Raw genomic sequence first — 16,185 nt, 5'->3', positions numbered from 1 at the left:
AATGACGAATCAAGAACCGTTTAACCCCTGGAATTATAAACCTTGGTGGTGTCAACCTTGGTCTATTCTATTAACTGGAATGACGTTGATTTTAGGAAGTTGGTTTCTATTGCATATTATTTGGATTACGATTTTAGTTGCTATTCCTTTGTTAGCTTGGATGGGATTTTTTCTATTGATATGGCCGAAGTTAATGGCGGAGGTTTATGCTCAGGAGTATTTAAGCAATAAAGATTAAGTGATTAAAACCATGTATCAAGAAGATCAAGAACAATATTTTGTGGTCTGTGTTAATAACCAAGATTATCCAGCTTCCTTAGAAGTAAAAAAGATTTATCAATTTATTCCTGATGAACAAGCAACTCATCATCAAATGATTCGTGTTATTGATGAATCGAAATATTAGAGAAAATGCAGTCAGTACAATTTGCCGTTATAGTGATTGTACGGTAGCTTTCTCAAAAGAAGAAATTCAACTGTTAGCTAAGTTTATTCAAGAAAATTCATAACATTACAATGAAAATAATTAAATTTATTGATTTATTTGCTGGAATTGGAGGAATTAGACTCGGATTTGAAAAAGCTGCTTCTTCATTAGGATTTAAACCCCAATGTTTACTCAGTAGTGAAATTAATCAAGATTCGAGATGGGTTTATCAAGCTAATTTTAAAGAACAGTCTTTCGGTGATATTAGAACACTTGAACACTTACCAGAACATGATGTTTTACTAGCGGGTTTTCCTTGTCAATCTTTTTCTTATGCGGGAAAAAAAAGAAGGCTTTGGAGATACGAGGGGAACCTTATTTTTTGAAATCATGAGATTAATTGATACCAATAAACCTCAAATCATGATTTTAGAAAATGTACGAGGAATCCAGACTAATGATCAGGGAAGAACCCTAAAAACTATAGAATATGAAATTACAAAAAGAGGTTATAGTTTTCAATTTTTTTTATTGAATAGCTGCAACTTTGGTTTACCCCAAAATCGATTAAGAGCTTATATGATTGGGGTATTAGAAAAATCACCTAAATTAAATATTGTTTCCGATTGTGGGCCACCCGATTCTCATTCTTATAGTCAGCAACTTTCTCTGTTTCAACAGCATCAATTTTCCTGTGTAAAAACAATTTTAGAAGATAATCCTGATCCTAAATATGATTGTTCTCCTGTGTTTATTGAACGCTTAAAACACCATTTTAAGGGAGACTTAGACAAGTTACATGGGAAAAGATTAATTGATTACCGAGGAGGAAACTCAATTCATTCTTGGGAACTTGGTTTAAAAGGAGAATGCAGTCCCGAAGAAATCGAGTTAATGAATCGTTTTATTTTAAAAAGACGAAATAAAGAGTTTGGAGATGAACAAGACGGAAAGCTTTTAACCCAAGAGCAAATTGCGACGTTTTTTAATGCTCCTAATTTAGATGATATTCTGCAAGGATTGGTTGATAAAAAATACCTAAAAATGATTAATAATCAATATAAACCTGCTAGTGGTAATTTTTCCTTTGAAGTGTATAAATTTTTAGATCCTGAATCTATTGCTGTAACGTTAGTAGCGAGTGATGCAAATAAGTTAGGAATTTATCATCAGGGTCGAGTTCGTCGGATTACTCCCCGTGAAGCAGCCCGTTTACAAGGTTTTCCTGACCATTTTAATCTGCATTATAATGATGATAAGGCTTATTATCAACTGGGGAATTCAGTTAGTATTAATGTGATAGAGTTTATTGCTAAGGAAGTTTTGTCAAAAGTGTTATTGAGTGAAATTTATTTGCTGACCCATCCTACAATTTAAAGGTTATTGGCTAATAAGTGACACCTGCAACCTGAGTCAATTTAATAAAACTTCTGCTAAATATTCATATTGAGATAAATGATTATAAATTTGGGCAGAAATTCTGATTAAAGGTTGATTGTCATCATCCCAAGGCATAATTGGGACTTCGATTTTATGTTCTTGCCAAAGTTTTTGATTCAAATCGGAGAAACTTTGCCATCTTTTCCCTAATGGTAAAACCGCCATTGAACCGATTAGATGATCAGGACAAGGTAAAGGAATTTCTAATTTTTCTGATAGTAATTTTCGAGCATTTACCGCTAAATTATGATTGGTTTTGATTAATTCTGTCCATCCTCCGGGTAACAGAGAACCCATAAAATTAATAGCTTCAGGAATCGATAAATAAGCACTGGGATCAGGGGTTCCTGTCCAGTCAAATTCTAATAAAAATCGAGAGCGATCGCTACGGGTAGAATTAGCTCCATGACTAATAGTAAGGGGACGAATCAACCCTTGTTTATCTTGTTGTACTGCTAAAAACGCCGCTCCTTTGGGTGCAGATAACCATTTATGGCAATTTCCCGTGTAGTAAGTTGCCTTAATTTCTTGTAAATTTAAAGCTAACATTCCGGGTGCATGGGCTCCATCGATTAGAGTATCTATTCCTAAATGATTTAATTGTTGAATAATCTCTTGAATCGGAAAAATTAACCCCGTTTGGCTCGTAATGTGATCAATTAATACTAATTTTGTACGAGGAGAAACCTTTGCCATGACTGCTTCAATAATTTGTTGAGATGAAGTGATAAAAAAAGGAATATCTGCTATAATAATTTTAGCTCCTGTGCGAGTTGCAACAAAATCTAAGACATTGCGACAGGCATTATATTCATGATTGGTGGTGAGGAGTTCATCTTGTTCTGAAAAAGAAAGCGATCGCAAAACCGTATTGATCCCTGTTGTCGCATTCGGAACAAAGACCAAATCTTCAGGATTTGCCCCTACAAAATCAGCTAACTGTTGTCTAGCCTGATCGAGTAAAGTTTCATATTCTCGGACAAAAAAATGGAAAGGTTGCTGTTCAAGTTGTTGTCGAAATTGATATTGAGCGTCTAAAATTGGAATCGGACAAGCACCAAAAGCACCATGATTCAGAAAAGTTACCTCTGGATCAAACATCCAATAGCGATGAAAAGCAGAATATTCAGGTTTAGTCTGTGAAGGATTATCTTTCATGTCCGATAATATTAAGAGCTACAATAATCTTAAATCAATCTTGAGCTAATTTATTTTGAACCACTGTTTCAGAATCCTTGTAAATTAGAAAGAAAGTATGCTTTCCTTAAGTCAATGGTAATGGCCAGCTTTTTCCGGTTCTGGCGACATCTCAAATGGGTAAAGTGGCAACCTTGTTCAGTTCACACCCATTTAGTAAAACTGATTGCTGACAGTGCTGATTGCGTCGCTGATCTATTAATTGCCTTGTTTCCTATCCTAATCAAAGGACTCAAAAGGATTCATCGGCGAATGATGCGTTTTTGCTGTTTTTTTCTGTATTTGAATCGCAGAACCTTCAAACAGCTAATTCAAGCCAGCCTAGAACAACGATTACCAGGTTTTGCGGCGGAAATGGCTTATCATGCTACCCTCGCTTTATTTCCAGCCGTATTAGCTTTATTAATTGCTATTAGTTCATTTCAATTAGTACAAACTGAACTCTATCAAATGGCAATCTTACTGAGTCAGATTGTCCCGGAAGAGGTACAGGATTTAATTGGAAATGGCATTGATCAATTATCCCTCACGCCTAGTTCTAGTTTACTCTCGTTTAGTTTTCTGGTTTCTTTGTGGATTTTTTCAGGTGTTATTGGTGCAGCGATGGACGCATTAAATCATATTCATCGCGTTAAAAAGGATCATCTTCGACCTTTTTGGAAAAATAAATTAATTGCCTTAGCTTTAGCATTAGGGACTCTATTATTATTAATTTTGGCATCAGCATTAGTCTTAATTAGTGACTTGATTGTTGAAGGAATGGCTCGGCAAAGTTGTATGCTTGAGACGGTTGGTAATTGTGCTTTAGAGGATTTAGCAATTTGTATGATCAAACCTCCAGTACAAAGTTGTTTATTAGAATCAACTTTATTAGAAACCTGGAAACAATTTCGCTGGCCGATAACGTTAGGAATTGTTTCCACAAACTATGCGTTTATTTATCGTTATGCACCCAGTTACCGAGAACCCGGAACTCCGTTGATGCCGGGAGCGATTTTAGCGGCTGTATTTTGGGCATTTGTGTCTAATTTATTTCGCTGGTATGTTTACCATTTTGGTAATTTTAATATTACCTATGGCACAATTGGCGGTTTCGTTGTCTTATTACTTTGGCTGCAAATCAGTTCATTGATTATGTTGATTGGTGCTCAACTTAATGTTATTGTGGGAGATGCCATGAACACTAACTCCTAAGCAGTAAACAACCCCCACTGACACTGGTTAGATGCAGCTTGTGTGGGAAAAGTTGAATCCTTAAAAATCTTAACTCGTCAACCGTTATTGATTCAGGCAACAGGTCATGGGTCAAGGCAAATGTGTCGAACCGATAAATACGGGTTTCCGTCTCGTTATGTTCCTCGCTTTAAATTTGTTAAAGGATTCCAGACCGGGGACATTATTAAAGCTGTTGTGACTCAAGGAAAGAAAATTGGAACCTATTTTGGACGAATTGCTGTTCGTTCAAGCGGGAGTTTCAATATCACCTCGAAAGGGGCAATTGTTCAAGGAATCAGTTACAAATACTGCACAATAATTCACAAAAAGGATGGTTACTTATATGCAGTCTAAAACCCACCCTCTGTTTCCTCCCACCACTGACCTGATTACAGGTTCAGTGGGGGTCTCCACAGAGAAAGAATGATGAATCAAGCTCTAACATTACAAACCATTGCTGAACAAGTTCAAGAATTACTGCAAGCTGAAACGGTTGTTGTTATGCTGGCAGAATCTTCTGGTGAGCAAGTTTACTTTGCGGCAGCCGTAGGAAAATATGCAGCAGATGTTGTGGGAAAACGAGCAAATGCAGCGACATCCGGTTTACCGGGAATAGTGTTTAAAGGTTCATGTCCTGTTTTAGTCGAAAATACCAAGGGAGATCCTCGAGTTCGCCAAGATACTGCACAAGCCTGGGGAATTAAAAGCGCTTTAGCAATACCTTTATTTTTCCAAGGTCAACTTTGGGGTGCTTTAATGGCTTTGAATCGTTTAGACGCTGAAAGCTTTACTGAACAAGATCAGCAAAAGTTAGTCAATTATGGAGCGACGATTTCCGATTACCTTCCCCTCTCTCAACATTCAGAATCCACAAGTTAGAATGAAGGTATGCAAGATCAAAGAGACCTGGAAAAAACGAAAATCCGCGACGTTACTCCCGGCTTTGTCCATTGGGCCTCAAGCGGGAGTTGTGGCGCGGTTCATTCAGAGTGAGGTTTTAGGTTGTAAAATCCCTAAAACTAGAACATCCGTTTTTTGCGGAAAGCACGTCTTTGACGTTGGTTAGCGATGGCTTTACGCTTACGCTTTTCTGGAGGGGTTTCAAAGTGACGTTTTTTTCTAACGTCCGCCAAAATGCCAGCCTTAGAAACTTCACGCTTAAAACGTCTTAAGGCTGACTCTAGCTGTTCATTTTCACCCAGAATAACTTGGGTCATGTCCTCTCCTTAATGGTCTACAACAACATTTGAAAATTTTTTGTGAGATTATTCCCCTTATGCCATATTACAGCAATAGGGGAGATCTCGTCCATGTTTGTGATGGCTACAATCCTGGAGATAGTAGGGCATAGAGCCTAAATTTAGCGGCTCACCGAACTTAAAACACCAGTACCAATTGAGAGGATGAGTAATATCCAAATCACATAACCCGGAATAAAAGCTAAAAAGGATAAGCCCCTGAGCGTCCATAACACAACTAAGACGGTTGTGATGAATGCAAACAGATAAGAGAAAATCAGCTTTTGGGAATCAGGATGTCGAGTCACAAAGAGTACCAGGCTGGAAATGCTCCTTTATAGCTTAACTTAAGAGTTCAAAGCTATTCGGAGTAATTAAATCTACCGATACACCCGCAAGACGGGCTAAGGATTTATCCCCTACCCGAATTAAGGTAGAAGTTCCATCTTGGGTGAGGGTTAATTGATTAAACGTTAAACCGTTAGCCAAGACTAAAATATCTTCTCCGACTTGGAAATTAATAATTTGGTCAAACCCAGTTTCAGCAGACATAACAAAGCGATCACTACCACTGCCGCCACTGATTAAATCATCACCGAGATCCCCAAACAACCAATCATCCCCTGACCCCCCACTCAAGGTATCATTTTGTTGTCCACTGTAGAGGGTGTCATTGCCATCGCCACCACAAAGTTTATTCTCTCCCTCATTGGCCGACAGTAGATCGTTACCCGCACCACCACTTAATTGATCTTTAGCTGAACTATCATGAACGGTATTATTCTGGCCCAGACCGCCATAGAGGGTATCATCTCCATCACCACCGCAGAGAATATCCGTACCTTGATCACCGTACAGGAGATCATTTCCAACATCTCCATAGAGCATATCATCCTGCTCACCGCCATATCCTGTATCATCGCCCTCACCGCCCATGAGGGTGTCGTTGTTGCGGTTGCCAGAAATCCAATCATTTCCGGCTCCTCCCCAAACTACATCAGCCCCATCTCCAGTGTTACTGAGAGCATCGGTGTCAATACCAATACTGAGATTATCGGCAAAGATGGTGTCATTACCCTGATCTCCATAGATCGTATCCGTACCCAACTCACCCCGGAGGAGATCGTCACCTTGACCGCCAAACACAAAATCATTGCCAGGGCCAGCATAAACCGTATCGTTGCCAACACCGCCTTGGAGTAAATCGTCCTCTGTGTAGCCATAGAGGACATCCTGTTCCTCGTCTGCGTTAACAACATCATCAGTGGGACTGCCAATCACAGTATCATTCCCCTCATCACCATAGAGAGTATCGTTGCCGTGATCTCCAAAAATTAGGTCATCATTTTGACCCCCATATCCGATATCGTTGCCTTCTCCTGCCGTCAGCGTATCGTTGTTTTCGTTACCCGATAGAAAATCATCTCCAGTACCCCCACTGAGCCAATCCCGTCCTTCCAAGTCTTGGGGAACATCAGGATCATCAATTCCAGCTAAGAGAGTATCATTCCCCTCTTGACCCTGAAGGGTATCATTGCCATAGCTACCCCGAAGTAAATCATCACCCCCGCCTCCTTCAATCCAATCATTACCGGATAAAGCATCAACGGTATCATTTCCTTCACCAGCATAGACATTTTCATTTCCTGTAAAGGCTGTAATCAAATCATCCCCACCAAAGGTAAAGATGCTTTGATTAGCAATGACTCCGATGACAACATCATTGCCCTGTGTTCCATTCAGGATACTGAAAGTAGGATTGGGTGACTCTAAACCTAGTATGGGAGGTTCAGGGAATATGACATTCGGTAACTCTGGAGCAGGGAGACAGATATTACACTCAGAATTTTGCCCAGATGACCGTGGTGGTGTAGGTTCTGGTGTGGGAATGAGTTCTGGTGTGGGAATGGGTGTGGGAATGGGTGTGGGAATGGGTGTGGGTTCTGGCGTGGGAATGGGTGTGGGTTCTGGCGTGGGAATGGGTGTGGGTTCTGGCGTGGGTTCTGGCGTGGGAATGGGTGCAGCTACTACAGAAATGGTTAGGGTTGCTGGATTAGAAGTAGCACCGAAATTGTCCGTTGCCAGATAATTGAGAACAAAGGAACCTACAAAGTTAGGATTGGGAGCGAAGGCTAGGGTTTGGGCTTGTTCTGGGGTGAGTCCTTGTACCTGACTCAGATCCGTAATCGGGGTTTGACCTAAGAATAAGGTTCCTTGTTCAGAATTAGGTAAGCTGGTGAGACTATAGCCAACGATACTTCCGGTTAAATCCGTTGCGACCAAATTGGGTATTTTCACCGAATCAGAAGTATTGACAATTCCTGAAAGGTTAAGATTTTCAGCAACTGGGGGTTGATTGGGAATCGTCACCCCAACTTTGGCAGGATTTGAAGTAGCACCTTGATTATCCTCAACCGTATAACTCAGGGTTGCAACTCCAGCAAACCCTGGAACTGGGGTAAAGGTAATATTGCCCTGATCATCAACCTTAAAGGTTCCTTGATTGTCCAGAGTAATGGTTTTTTGTTGACCCGGAGTATTGGGGTCAAGATCCACAGTGGCTAAATTAAGCGTGCCATCGGGGTCAGTGATCTGATCAGCAATATTAAAAGTAATTGGTGTATTAGGAGTGCTTTCCAGATTTTCATCCGTAGCAACCGGAGGTTGATTGGGAATGGGTTGAAAGTTTAAGTTTAAAGTCGTCGCTGGAGAGGTTGCGCCTTTGTCATCCGTGACTGTAAAACTAAAGCCACCGTTGCCGCCTGTACTGAAACTGTCCCTTGATTATCCGTAACCGTGTAACTAAAGCTACCTCCGTCAAACTGATCTGTTGCTTGGAATTGCAGTTGAGAAGCTTGTTCGGGTGTAACAGTTTGATTCAGGGTGACAGGGTTTTCATTCAGTAATAACAAGCCATCAGCCGGATCTGGTAAAGCAGTAATTGTATAATTGGCAACGGTTCCATCGGCATCTGTCCCTGATAGACTCGGTAGATTTACGGTGCTATTCGGGACAATCAGAGTATTTAAGTTATTGGGAATGGGAGGTTGATTGACGGGAGGTAGGATCAACCCTATGGTTCCGGCTCCGGCTGAAGTTAAACCTTGATTATCTGTTACTGTGTAGCTAAAGCTACTACCATTAAAGCTACCCGTAGATTGAAATTGCAGGCGAGAGGCTTGTTCAGGGGTCAAAACCTGGTTGGATGTTATAGGTTGACCATCAAGCAGCAGCACCCCATCCGCCGGATCTGGCAGTTTGGTAATGGTAAAACTTGCGACAGTCCCATCAGGATCACTCCCCGATAAGCTGACAGGAACAGTGGTATTAGGGGTAATAGAAACGTTCAAATTATTCGCCACAGGCGGTTGATTTACCAGAGGCGCAATTAAACTAACAACAGCAACTCCTGGCGAACTTAAACCTTGGTTATCCGTGACAATGTAGTTAAACTGGCTACCATCAAAAGTTCCTGTAGATTGGAATTGCAGTTGTGTAGCTTCTTCAGGCGTTAAAACCTGATTTAACTCCACAGGTTGACCATTGAGCAGCAATATCCCATCGGCTGCATCCGGTAAGCTGGTAATGGTGATAGTCGCGATTGTTCCATCCGGATCTTGTCCCGATAAAGAAACAAGTGTGGTACTATTCGGAGTTAAGGTAAGGTTGATATTATTAGCAGTCGGAGGTTGATTTACCGAAGGCTGAATCAGTGTTACCGTAGCTGGAGTGGAGTCAGTTGCTCCTTGATTATCCGTAACGGTATAACCAAAACTACCCCCATTAAAGGTTCCTATAGCTTGGAACTCCAGTTGTGTCGCTTCTTCTGGGGTTAAAACCTGATTCAACTGTACAGGTTGACCATTGAGCAGCAATATCCCATCGGCTGCATCCGGTAAGCTGGTAATTGTAAAACTAACAATAGTACCATCAAAGTCACTTCCTGATAGTGAGATGGGAATCTTACTATTGGGTAAAACCGCAGCATTCAGGCTGTCAGCCACCGGAGAAATATTCTCTGGCGCTGGTGTCGGTGAAGGTGTTGGTAATGGTGTGGGAGTTGGTTCCGGCGTTGGTGTCGGTGTGGGATTCGGTGGCGGTGTGGGAGTCGGTTCCGGCGTTGGTGTTGGAGATGGTGTTGGTGTGGGATTAGGTGTGGGAGATGGAGATGGAGATGGAGATGGAGATGGAGTCGGTGTCGGTGTTGGTGTTGGAGATGGTGTTGGAGATGGTGTTGGAGATGGTGTTGGTGTTGGTGTTGGTGTTGGTGTTGGTGTTGGTGTTGGAGATGGTGTTGGAGATGGTGTTGGTGTTGGTGTCGGATTAATATTAATGGTTGTTTGAGCAATATTACTATCATTTTCTCCGTCATTGACCACCACTGAAATATTCCGAGGGGTGAGGTCGGGGTTGCTGCTATTGTTGCTAAATTGAATTCCTTTAATGGCGGTTTGATAGTTGCTTAAACTGCTACTCCCCGTTAAATTCACGGTGATTTGTCCAGCTACACTGGTGTCAATTGTTCCGCTAATTCCTGTGGGGAATGTGGGCAGGGTTAAATTGTCTGCTGTTTGAGCGTTCGTCAGGGTAATAACAGCATTTTCAATATTGGTATCGTCTAGGTCTGTGATACTAATATCGCTATTGGCTATGGCTACTCCTGCACTGTTTTCGGTGAAGGTTGTTGTGTAGTTTGTTCCGGGTTGGCTACTGTCTAAATCGATGACGGGGGGGTCGTTGACAGGTACAACCGTAATTGTACTAACAGCAGTATTACTAACATTAACACCATCATTAGCAAACACATTAATCTTACGATCTCCGGCAGTGGGGTTTTCTGAAGTATTCTTGTAGGTAATACCTTGTAATAAACTCTGTAAGTCAGCCGTCAGAATATTGCTATTATCCGGTTTAGTGACTTTAATTTCCTTTTGGGTGTCATCGTAAGCAACATTGAAACTGGTGCTACCTACTGTAATTGTTGCTGTTTTATTTGCATTTTGGGGAAACTCTGTACCCCCAATTGTTAAGACTTCTGAGGCTCCATTTAAAATACCAGAAATCTGGAGGGTAAGACTGATAATATCATTCCCATCAGGATCACTGACTGTGGCAAGATTGCCCGCGATATTACTAGCAATATTAACTGGACTATTACCTTCGGTGAAGGTCGTGGTATAATCAGTTCCAATGGTACTGCCATTCAAATCAACAACTGGGGGAGAACCCAAACTTAATACTTTGGTATTGGTAATTTCATGAATATTTGTAGTTCCACCCGTAGAGGCAGCAAAGCCAAATTTGAAGGTAGCAGGTACTATACCTCCATTGGCTGCTTTGATATCCAAATTCTGAAAAACATATTCACCTGCATCTCCAATTCCATCAGCATCAGCATCAAAGAAAAGGCTTAATTTTCCATCTTTAGACAGTTGAATTCCTACTTTTCTTTCAACACCTGCATCCGTTCTTTTCGTTGCACCATTAGGCCCATCAATGCTAGTAATACCTCCTGCTAAGGTATTATAAGTATTAATCCAGGGATAAGATTGATTGCGATCTTGTACCCCGGCTCCAGATAGAATTTCCCTCCCCCGAATTGTAATCGAATCAGGAACAGAAGTTTTTTTAGCGGCACCTGCTAGGGGACTTGCTCCTACACGAATAGTTGCACTATCACTACTTCTGACCTCTGTAGCAAAGTTCCCATACTCATCAAATCCAATTCCAATATAACCTCCGGCGATACCGTCTGTATTATTAGAGCGGTTTTGAGCATATCCCAAGGAACCCCCAAACGCTCCTGCTTTGGTTGGAGATTTGCTGCCATCTATTAAAAAAAAGCTTAATCCATCTCCTCTATTCCCTGTTGCATCAGCGGTTCCTCCATAGGAGTAATAATCAAATAATATTGTTAATCCAGAGGTGGAAGAAACGGGTTGATTATAAATCACAAACCCTGACTGGTTAGTGGTAGCTGAAGTTAACCTTAAGGCTCCCGTCCCATCAGGATCAGCCGTTACTCCTGATGAAGGAATCCCAGGAATTGCACCAGTAGTTTGTTGAGGTGCTCTAATTGTTCGCGCTGTTAAGTAGGGAAAAAATTGAGTATTTAACAGAGAAGGATCAGCAACAACATCCGCCGAACCTTTCGTGTTATTTCCATACAACCAATTAATCGTAGGTGAAGCGCTTCCTGGGGGTTGAGGTGTTAGGGTGCTATTATTAAAAGATTCATCGACTAATGTGTTCAGTAATACGCCATCATAGTTCGATAACGTTTGAGTTTGAATGGCTAAACTGGTATCAATGGTTCCGGTTGCATATTCTAAATTCCAATCTCCTCCGAACTGAGTCGCACCTGTTAAATTTTCCGAGGCTGCGATGTCTGCTTGAGTTAGTTGGGATAAATTTGTAACGAAAGATTGTCCTAAACTTCCTGAAGCCGTATTACAGCTATATAATAAAATATCAGCATTTTCAGTTAATCCGGTTTGCCATTCTTGGAATTGTGCAGTATATTGATTTAAGGTTTGATTATCTAAAATTGTATTGCCTAATTGGATACTTCCTGAACTTCCATGAGCAATAATTTGTAGAGAGCCAATATTGTTAGAATTTGATAAAATAGAAGTAATTTGATAAATTCCGTCTTGATTTGGGTCAAGAACTACTACCTCTGCATTTGGATCAATACCTTGTAGTAATGTTTCATAATTCTCAACTTGAGAATCAATAACAACAAGGGTTTTATGAGAATTATGGATGGAATTATGATTAGATGACATACCCTGATTTCCTTTGATTGAGATAGGCTTTAAGAAAGTTTAATAAATGGGGTTTATACAAGATAAACTCAGTATCTTAAATGGCAAGATACTTTTTTATCCATTAAGTATAATCTATCTTAAACGCAAATTTTTATAGCAAAAAAGCTTTTGCTCATTAGATTAGAGATTATACTGATAAACTCCTATTAGAGATGCGTTTTTGCTTTGAAAGGCATTGGCGAGCAAATCCAAAAATATTCATCACTACTTTTAGAAATCATCAAACAAGTAGGGAAGCTTTTAAAACTAGATTTGTGCAGAAATATACACAATTAAAACAATGCTCTTTCATAGAAAGAAGGATTTTTTTTATACAAAAAGCTAGATTTCTCGAAAACTGATGATCCAGTTTGTATTCGAGAGACACTGATACACTATTATGATGCTTTTGACCCTGAATTAAAATTGTGTATCACAATTTACATTTTGTAAGTATAAATGCGGATGTTTGAGAAAATCACTCTGTATATGTCAGATTTAAAATTGTCCTATTAACAGTTGACAAGATACTATCAATATAGTAAAAGTGCTTTTTTGAATCCAATTCATTAAATCTGGGAACCAAATCCCTCCCCACAAGGGTTATAGACCTATTATCTTGTTGTAGAGAAGCGATAGATGAGTGGAGAAATATTAAGAATAATCAATTGAGATTCTAACTTCTATGACCCTGTTTTAAAACTATTATCCGAGTTAACACGGATATATTGATCAAAAATCCCACTCTCTCAGTTTGTTGGGTGTACTCGCTGGAAAATACTGGGGTAAATCGTAACGTTCCGGGTGGGCAATCAGCTAGAGAAAATGGACGACAAGGAAACATAAGGTTATCTTAAAAGTAGTGGCATCCCGTGAAGCGTCAACATCCCTCAAGCAATTCAGTTAATTTTGTTTTAGGAAATCCCTGGCGTAGAACAGCAAGGTGGATGTCAACTAGCATAAAATAATATAGACCTTCTTGGCTAAGAGCGACCTTGCGGATGTCTCTAATTTCATCTCAACATAACTTAACAAAAAGTAAACGTTCCTCTGGCATTGTATTGCCTATGTTTGATCGTCTAAGCATTCGGCAAAAAATTGGCTGGGGTTATGGATTAGTGATTGGGGTAGTGCTGGTTGGCGTAACCACAGCATTTTTAATTGAAACCGCTTCTCAAAAACCTCTGCGAACCCAATTGCAAATTGATCAGGAGAAAGCAACGGTTCTTGATGGACTCAGCCAAAGTCTTCTACAGTTAAAGCATAATCAAGATAATTTAGTCCAATTCCTCAGCAATAGCCAGGATATGGAAAAAGTTGAACGAGGGGTTTCAGCCTTGCGTTCTACTCTTTTTGTGATGAATAATCAGCTTCAACAACTTCAAAATATTCCTGAAACTACAGATAACGAGGTTCAACAGGATTATCAACTCTTACAAGACTTAACTCAACGCTATAAAGAACGACTCAATAACTATTCATCCCCGTTTGAAAAACTCATTCAAATCACAGAAAGACCTAACCTTAATCCTAAAATTTTGCAATCCGTTCAAAAATCTTTGATTGATTTGAATCGGAGTGCCGGAATTACCCAAGTTTATCCCCTTTATTCAGAAACAACTCAACTTGAAAATAGATTTCGGAAACGAGCCGAAAATGCAATCCAAGCTTATGATAAAATCAGTGTTTTAAGCAATCAAATTATTATCGTTACTTTATTAATATCTGGGGGATTAGCAATCATATTAGCCATTGGTATTGGTCGAATGATTGCCTTTCCTTTGGAAACAATGATTAAAGTCGCCGAGCAAGTGAGTGAAGAATCGGATTTTGCCTTACAAGCTCCCGTGACCAGTTCCGATGAATTGGGAGCATTAACGCTATCTTTAAATCATTTAATTCAACGGGTTGCTGAGTATACGGAAGAATTGCAAAAAGCAAAAATGGCGGCGGAAGCTGCCAACCGTTCTAAGAGTGTCTTTTTAGCCAATATGAGTCATGAATTAAGAACCCCTTTAAATGCGATTATTGGCTATAGTGAAATGCTTCATGATGAATCTGAAGATTTGGGATATACAGACTTTTTACCTGACCTAGAACGAATTCAAACCGCCGGAAAGCATCTGCGGGATATGATTAGTGATATTTTAGATATTTCTAAAATTGAAGCGGGTCATGTCACCCTATATTTAGAAAATTTCCCCGTTGATAAATTGGTAGAAGATGTGATTACAACGGCTAAACCCTTAGCCGAAAAAAATAATAATGTTTTGAAAGTTAAGGCTAAATCTAATATTGGAACGATGTATGCCGATATGCCGAAAGTTAGACAAATTTTATTAAATTTACTGAGTAATGCTTCTAAATTTACTGAAAAAGGAACGATTTATTTAATTATTGAACGAACTCAGGAAAAACCCCCTATTTCAGAAGATGATGAGTTAATGTATGGATTGATTGCTAACTCTCCTCAATATCTGGTGTTTCGAGTACGAGACACAGGAATTGGGATGACAGAAGAACAATTACAACAGATTTTTAAACCGTTTATTCAAGCGGATGCTTCTACAACAAAACGTTTTGGGGGAACGGGTTTAGGACTAGCTATTAGTCAGCGTTTATGCCAAATTTTGGGGGGAGTGATTACCGTAGAAAGTCAAATTAATAAAGGTTCTATTTTTAGTGTTTGGCTACCCGTTCATGTCAAAGGATAAATAACCATACTCAACCTTGTAACAAGGGTTAGAACCTACTATTCTTTGTTATAGTGCTACTTGAAGAGGGAACAGGGAGCAGGGAACAGGGAACAGTAAGAATTGAAAGGGTTTCAGAGTTTAAAAATGTCCTAACCGTAATGCGTAGTGCTATAAAAGCGCGTAGTTCTATAACTTGTAAAAAAACCCAGTTTCATGATGAAACCAGGCTTAACTTTGGAACAAATCCTAACTCGAAATTTATTGGCGACCCTGTAGAGATTACCGAGATAAAATTCGAGAAAATCTGTTAAGTATTGTAGGTTCTTTCTACTTCTCCTTGTCTTTCGGCGTGCTTGGCAATCACCCAAACCGCATGAATTGAACCGGGTAGCCAACCTAACAGAGTAAGCAGAATATTAAATAACAGTGCTGAACTAAACCCAACTGTTAAATAAACCCCAAGAGGTGGCAAAAGAATTCCTAAGATAACTTGTAATAATCTCATCAGAATTGGTTTCCATAGCAACTACCTTATGCTTTTATTTTTAATTTTAACCCTTAGATTTACATCTTTCTAAAGGACGATTCAGGTCTGGGGGATGAAAATGATTTACGATAACGAATCTATCTATCTATAGAGGTCAATCATTACTTTTTTTAACTAAGATAAAAAGTAAAATTTGTTAGATTTGTAAAAAATTGAGGAAAATTTATGATGGCATCGTTATTGACTTTGGTAGCAACGGCTCTAAGTTTATTAGTTGTTGATCTTGTTGTTCCTGGAGTAAATCTAGCCACATTTCCGGCTGCTTTAATTGCGGCAGTAGCCATTGGTGGGGTGAATGCTTTTATTAAGCCTGTGATCTCAACATTATCTCTTCCCCTGAATTTTTTAAGCTTGGGTGCTTTTTCCTTTGTTGTTAATGGTTTGTGTTTCTGGTTGGCTTCTGTATTAGTTCCTGGATTTCAGGTCTATGGTTTCTTGGGCTTTATTTTAGGCCCTGTAATTTTATCAGCCGTTAATACTTTCTTGAATAGTTATTTTGTGGAGAAATATCCCCAACAATTTAATGCTCAAGAACCCTTAACTAAATAAGTGGCATCTATAGTAAGTCTAAATCAATTGTACAACTGTCTTGATCCCAATTGATCGTAGGGGCGAG

The 16,185-nt window shown here is 39.7% G+C and carries 14 protein-coding genes and 1 pseudogene; 10 read left to right on the top strand and 5 right to left on the bottom strand.

All coding sequences use genetic code 11. The annotated features are described in order from the left end of the window. The first annotated feature begins 1 nt into the window (after position 1). The 5 genes from NMK36_RS17130 to dcm are packed head-to-tail and all read left to right on the top strand — an operon-like array spanning position 2 to position 1,804. Entirely contained in the window at positions 2-238 is a 237-nt protein-coding gene (locus NMK36_RS17130) for a DUF6737 family protein (protein ID WP_072719508.1), read from the top strand. A gap of 12 nt (positions 239-250) precedes the next feature. Next, complete coding sequence (locus tag NMK36_RS17125; RefSeq protein ID WP_186440392.1) at positions 251-406, top strand: hypothetical protein; 156 nt, start codon at positions 251-253, stop codon at positions 404-406. Continuing rightward, positions 390-509, top strand: a complete 120-nt coding sequence (locus tag NMK36_RS29125; RefSeq protein WP_437126714.1) for a hypothetical protein — start codon at positions 390-392, stop codon at positions 507-509. The genes NMK36_RS17125 and NMK36_RS29125 overlap by 17 nt, the downstream gene beginning before the upstream one ends. Before the next feature lie 7 nt (positions 510-516). Beyond that, a complete protein-coding gene (locus NMK36_RS17120; RefSeq protein ID WP_254174238.1) occupies positions 517-813 on the top strand; it encodes a DNA cytosine methyltransferase in 297 nt (98 codons plus the stop codon). After that, positions 761-1,804: a DNA (cytosine-5-)-methyltransferase gene (gene dcm / locus NMK36_RS17115; protein ID WP_254174237.1), complete on the top strand. Its 1,044-nt coding sequence runs from the start codon at positions 761-763 to the stop codon at positions 1,802-1,804. The genes NMK36_RS17120 and dcm overlap by 53 nt, the downstream gene beginning before the upstream one ends. Before the next feature lie 36 nt (positions 1,805-1,840). Here the strand turns inward: dcm and NMK36_RS17110 are convergent, their stop codons facing one another. Next, the gene (locus NMK36_RS17110; protein ID WP_254174236.1) at positions 1,841-3,025 is read right to left on the bottom strand and encodes an aminotransferase class V-fold PLP-dependent enzyme; all 1,185 of its coding nucleotides are present in this window, start codon (positions 3,023-3,025) and stop codon (positions 1,841-1,843) included. A gap of 120 nt (positions 3,026-3,145) precedes the next feature. Between NMK36_RS17110 and NMK36_RS17105 the strand changes: the two genes are divergently transcribed. The 3 genes and pseudogenes from NMK36_RS17105 (at position 3,146) to NMK36_RS17095 (ending at position 5,158) form a co-directional block, all read left to right on the top strand. Next, the gene (locus tag NMK36_RS17105; protein WP_083580028.1) at positions 3,146-4,258 is read left to right on the top strand and encodes a YihY/virulence factor BrkB family protein; all 1,113 of its coding nucleotides are present in this window, start codon (positions 3,146-3,148) and stop codon (positions 4,256-4,258) included. Between the two features lie 21 nt (positions 4,259-4,279). Next, positions 4,280-4,633: pseudogene (locus NMK36_RS17100) on the top strand (RNA-guided endonuclease IscB); the annotation flags it as partial. A 69-nt stretch (positions 4,634-4,702) separates the two neighbouring features. Further along, positions 4,703-5,158: a GAF domain-containing protein gene (locus NMK36_RS17095; protein ID WP_083580027.1), complete on the top strand. Its 456-nt coding sequence runs from the start codon at positions 4,703-4,705 to the stop codon at positions 5,156-5,158. Between the two features lie 140 nt (positions 5,159-5,298). Here NMK36_RS17095 and rpsU read toward each other — a convergent pair whose 3' ends face one another. From rpsU to NMK36_RS17080, 3 genes are all read right to left on the bottom strand, one after another. Next, positions 5,299-5,496 carry a 30S ribosomal protein S21 gene (rpsU, locus tag NMK36_RS17090; protein WP_006616180.1) on the bottom strand — a complete coding sequence of 66 codons (198 nt, stop codon included), beginning with the start codon at positions 5,494-5,496 and terminating at the stop codon, positions 5,299-5,301. Positions 5,497-5,859: 363 nt separating this feature from the next. Beyond that, positions 5,860-8,193, bottom strand: a complete 2,334-nt coding sequence (locus tag NMK36_RS17085) for an Ig-like domain-containing protein (RefSeq protein WP_254175197.1) — start codon at positions 8,191-8,193, stop codon at positions 5,860-5,862. A gap of 17 nt (positions 8,194-8,210) precedes the next feature. Then, complete coding sequence (locus tag NMK36_RS17080; protein WP_254174235.1) at positions 8,211-12,305, bottom strand: DUF4347 domain-containing protein; 4,095 nt, start codon at positions 12,303-12,305, stop codon at positions 8,211-8,213. Between the two features lie 1,088 nt (positions 12,306-13,393). Between NMK36_RS17080 and NMK36_RS17075 the strand changes: the two genes are divergently transcribed. Next, positions 13,394-15,040 carry a sensor histidine kinase gene (locus NMK36_RS17075; RefSeq protein WP_245824251.1) on the top strand — a complete coding sequence of 549 codons (1,647 nt, stop codon included), beginning with the start codon at positions 13,394-13,396 and terminating at the stop codon, positions 15,038-15,040. Positions 15,041-15,329: 289 nt separating this feature from the next. Here the strand turns inward: NMK36_RS17075 and NMK36_RS17070 are convergent, their stop codons facing one another. After that, positions 15,330-15,527 (bottom strand): YqaE/Pmp3 family membrane protein, encoded by a 198-nt coding sequence (locus NMK36_RS17070; protein WP_072719500.1) that lies wholly within the window; start codon positions 15,525-15,527, stop codon positions 15,330-15,332. Between the two features lie 207 nt (positions 15,528-15,734). On the opposite strand from NMK36_RS17070, the gene NMK36_RS17065 reads away from it, so the two are divergent. Continuing rightward, a complete protein-coding gene (locus tag NMK36_RS17065) occupies positions 15,735-16,118 on the top strand; it encodes a phage holin family protein (RefSeq protein WP_072719499.1) in 384 nt (127 codons plus the stop codon). Positions 16,119-16,185 lie beyond the last annotated feature (67 nt).

The organism is Planktothrix pseudagardhii, from assembly GCF_904830925.1.
Taxonomy (GTDB): domain Bacteria; phylum Cyanobacteriota; class Cyanobacteriia; order Cyanobacteriales; family Microcoleaceae; genus Planktothrix; species Planktothrix tepida.
The sequence above is the reverse complement of the archived record's forward strand: the minus strand, read 5'-3'. Positions and strand labels throughout refer to the sequence as shown.

Excerpts from the sequence above, each read along its gene's own strand:
- NMK36_RS29125 (WP_437126714.1), top strand. The coding sequence starts at position 390 with ATGAATCGAAATATTAGAGAAAATGCAGTCAGTACAATTTGCCGTTAT.
- NMK36_RS17120 (WP_254174238.1), top strand. The coding sequence starts at position 517 with ATGAAAATAATTAAATTTATTGATTTATTTGCTGGAATTGGAGGAATT.
- NMK36_RS17125 (WP_186440392.1), top strand. The coding sequence starts at position 251 with ATGTATCAAGAAGATCAAGAACAATATTTTGTGGTCTGTGTTAATAAC.
- NMK36_RS17095 (WP_083580027.1), top strand. The coding sequence starts at position 4,703 with ATGATGAATCAAGCTCTAACATTACAAACCATTGCTGAACAAGTTCAA.
- NMK36_RS17080 (WP_254174235.1), bottom strand. The coding sequence starts at position 12,305 with ATGTCATCTAATCATAATTCCATCCATAATTCTCATAAAACCCTTGTT.
- NMK36_RS17110 (WP_254174236.1), bottom strand. The coding sequence starts at position 3,025 with ATGAAAGATAATCCTTCACAGACTAAACCTGAATATTCTGCTTTTCAT.
- NMK36_RS17130 (WP_072719508.1), top strand. The coding sequence starts at position 2 with ATGACGAATCAAGAACCGTTTAACCCCTGGAATTATAAACCTTGGTGG.
- NMK36_RS17070 (WP_072719500.1), bottom strand. The coding sequence starts at position 15,527 with ATGAGATTATTACAAGTTATCTTAGGAATTCTTTTGCCACCTCTTGGG.
- NMK36_RS17075 (WP_245824251.1), top strand. The coding sequence starts at position 13,394 with ATGTTTGATCGTCTAAGCATTCGGCAAAAAATTGGCTGGGGTTATGGA.
- NMK36_RS17105 (WP_083580028.1), top strand. The coding sequence starts at position 3,146 with ATGGCCAGCTTTTTCCGGTTCTGGCGACATCTCAAATGGGTAAAGTGG.
- dcm (WP_254174237.1), top strand. The coding sequence starts at position 761 with ATGCGGGAAAAAAAAGAAGGCTTTGGAGATACGAGGGGAACCTTATTT.
- NMK36_RS17065 (WP_072719499.1), top strand. The coding sequence starts at position 15,735 with ATGATGGCATCGTTATTGACTTTGGTAGCAACGGCTCTAAGTTTATTA.
- rpsU (WP_006616180.1), bottom strand. The coding sequence starts at position 5,496 with ATGACCCAAGTTATTCTGGGTGAAAATGAACAGCTAGAGTCAGCCTTA.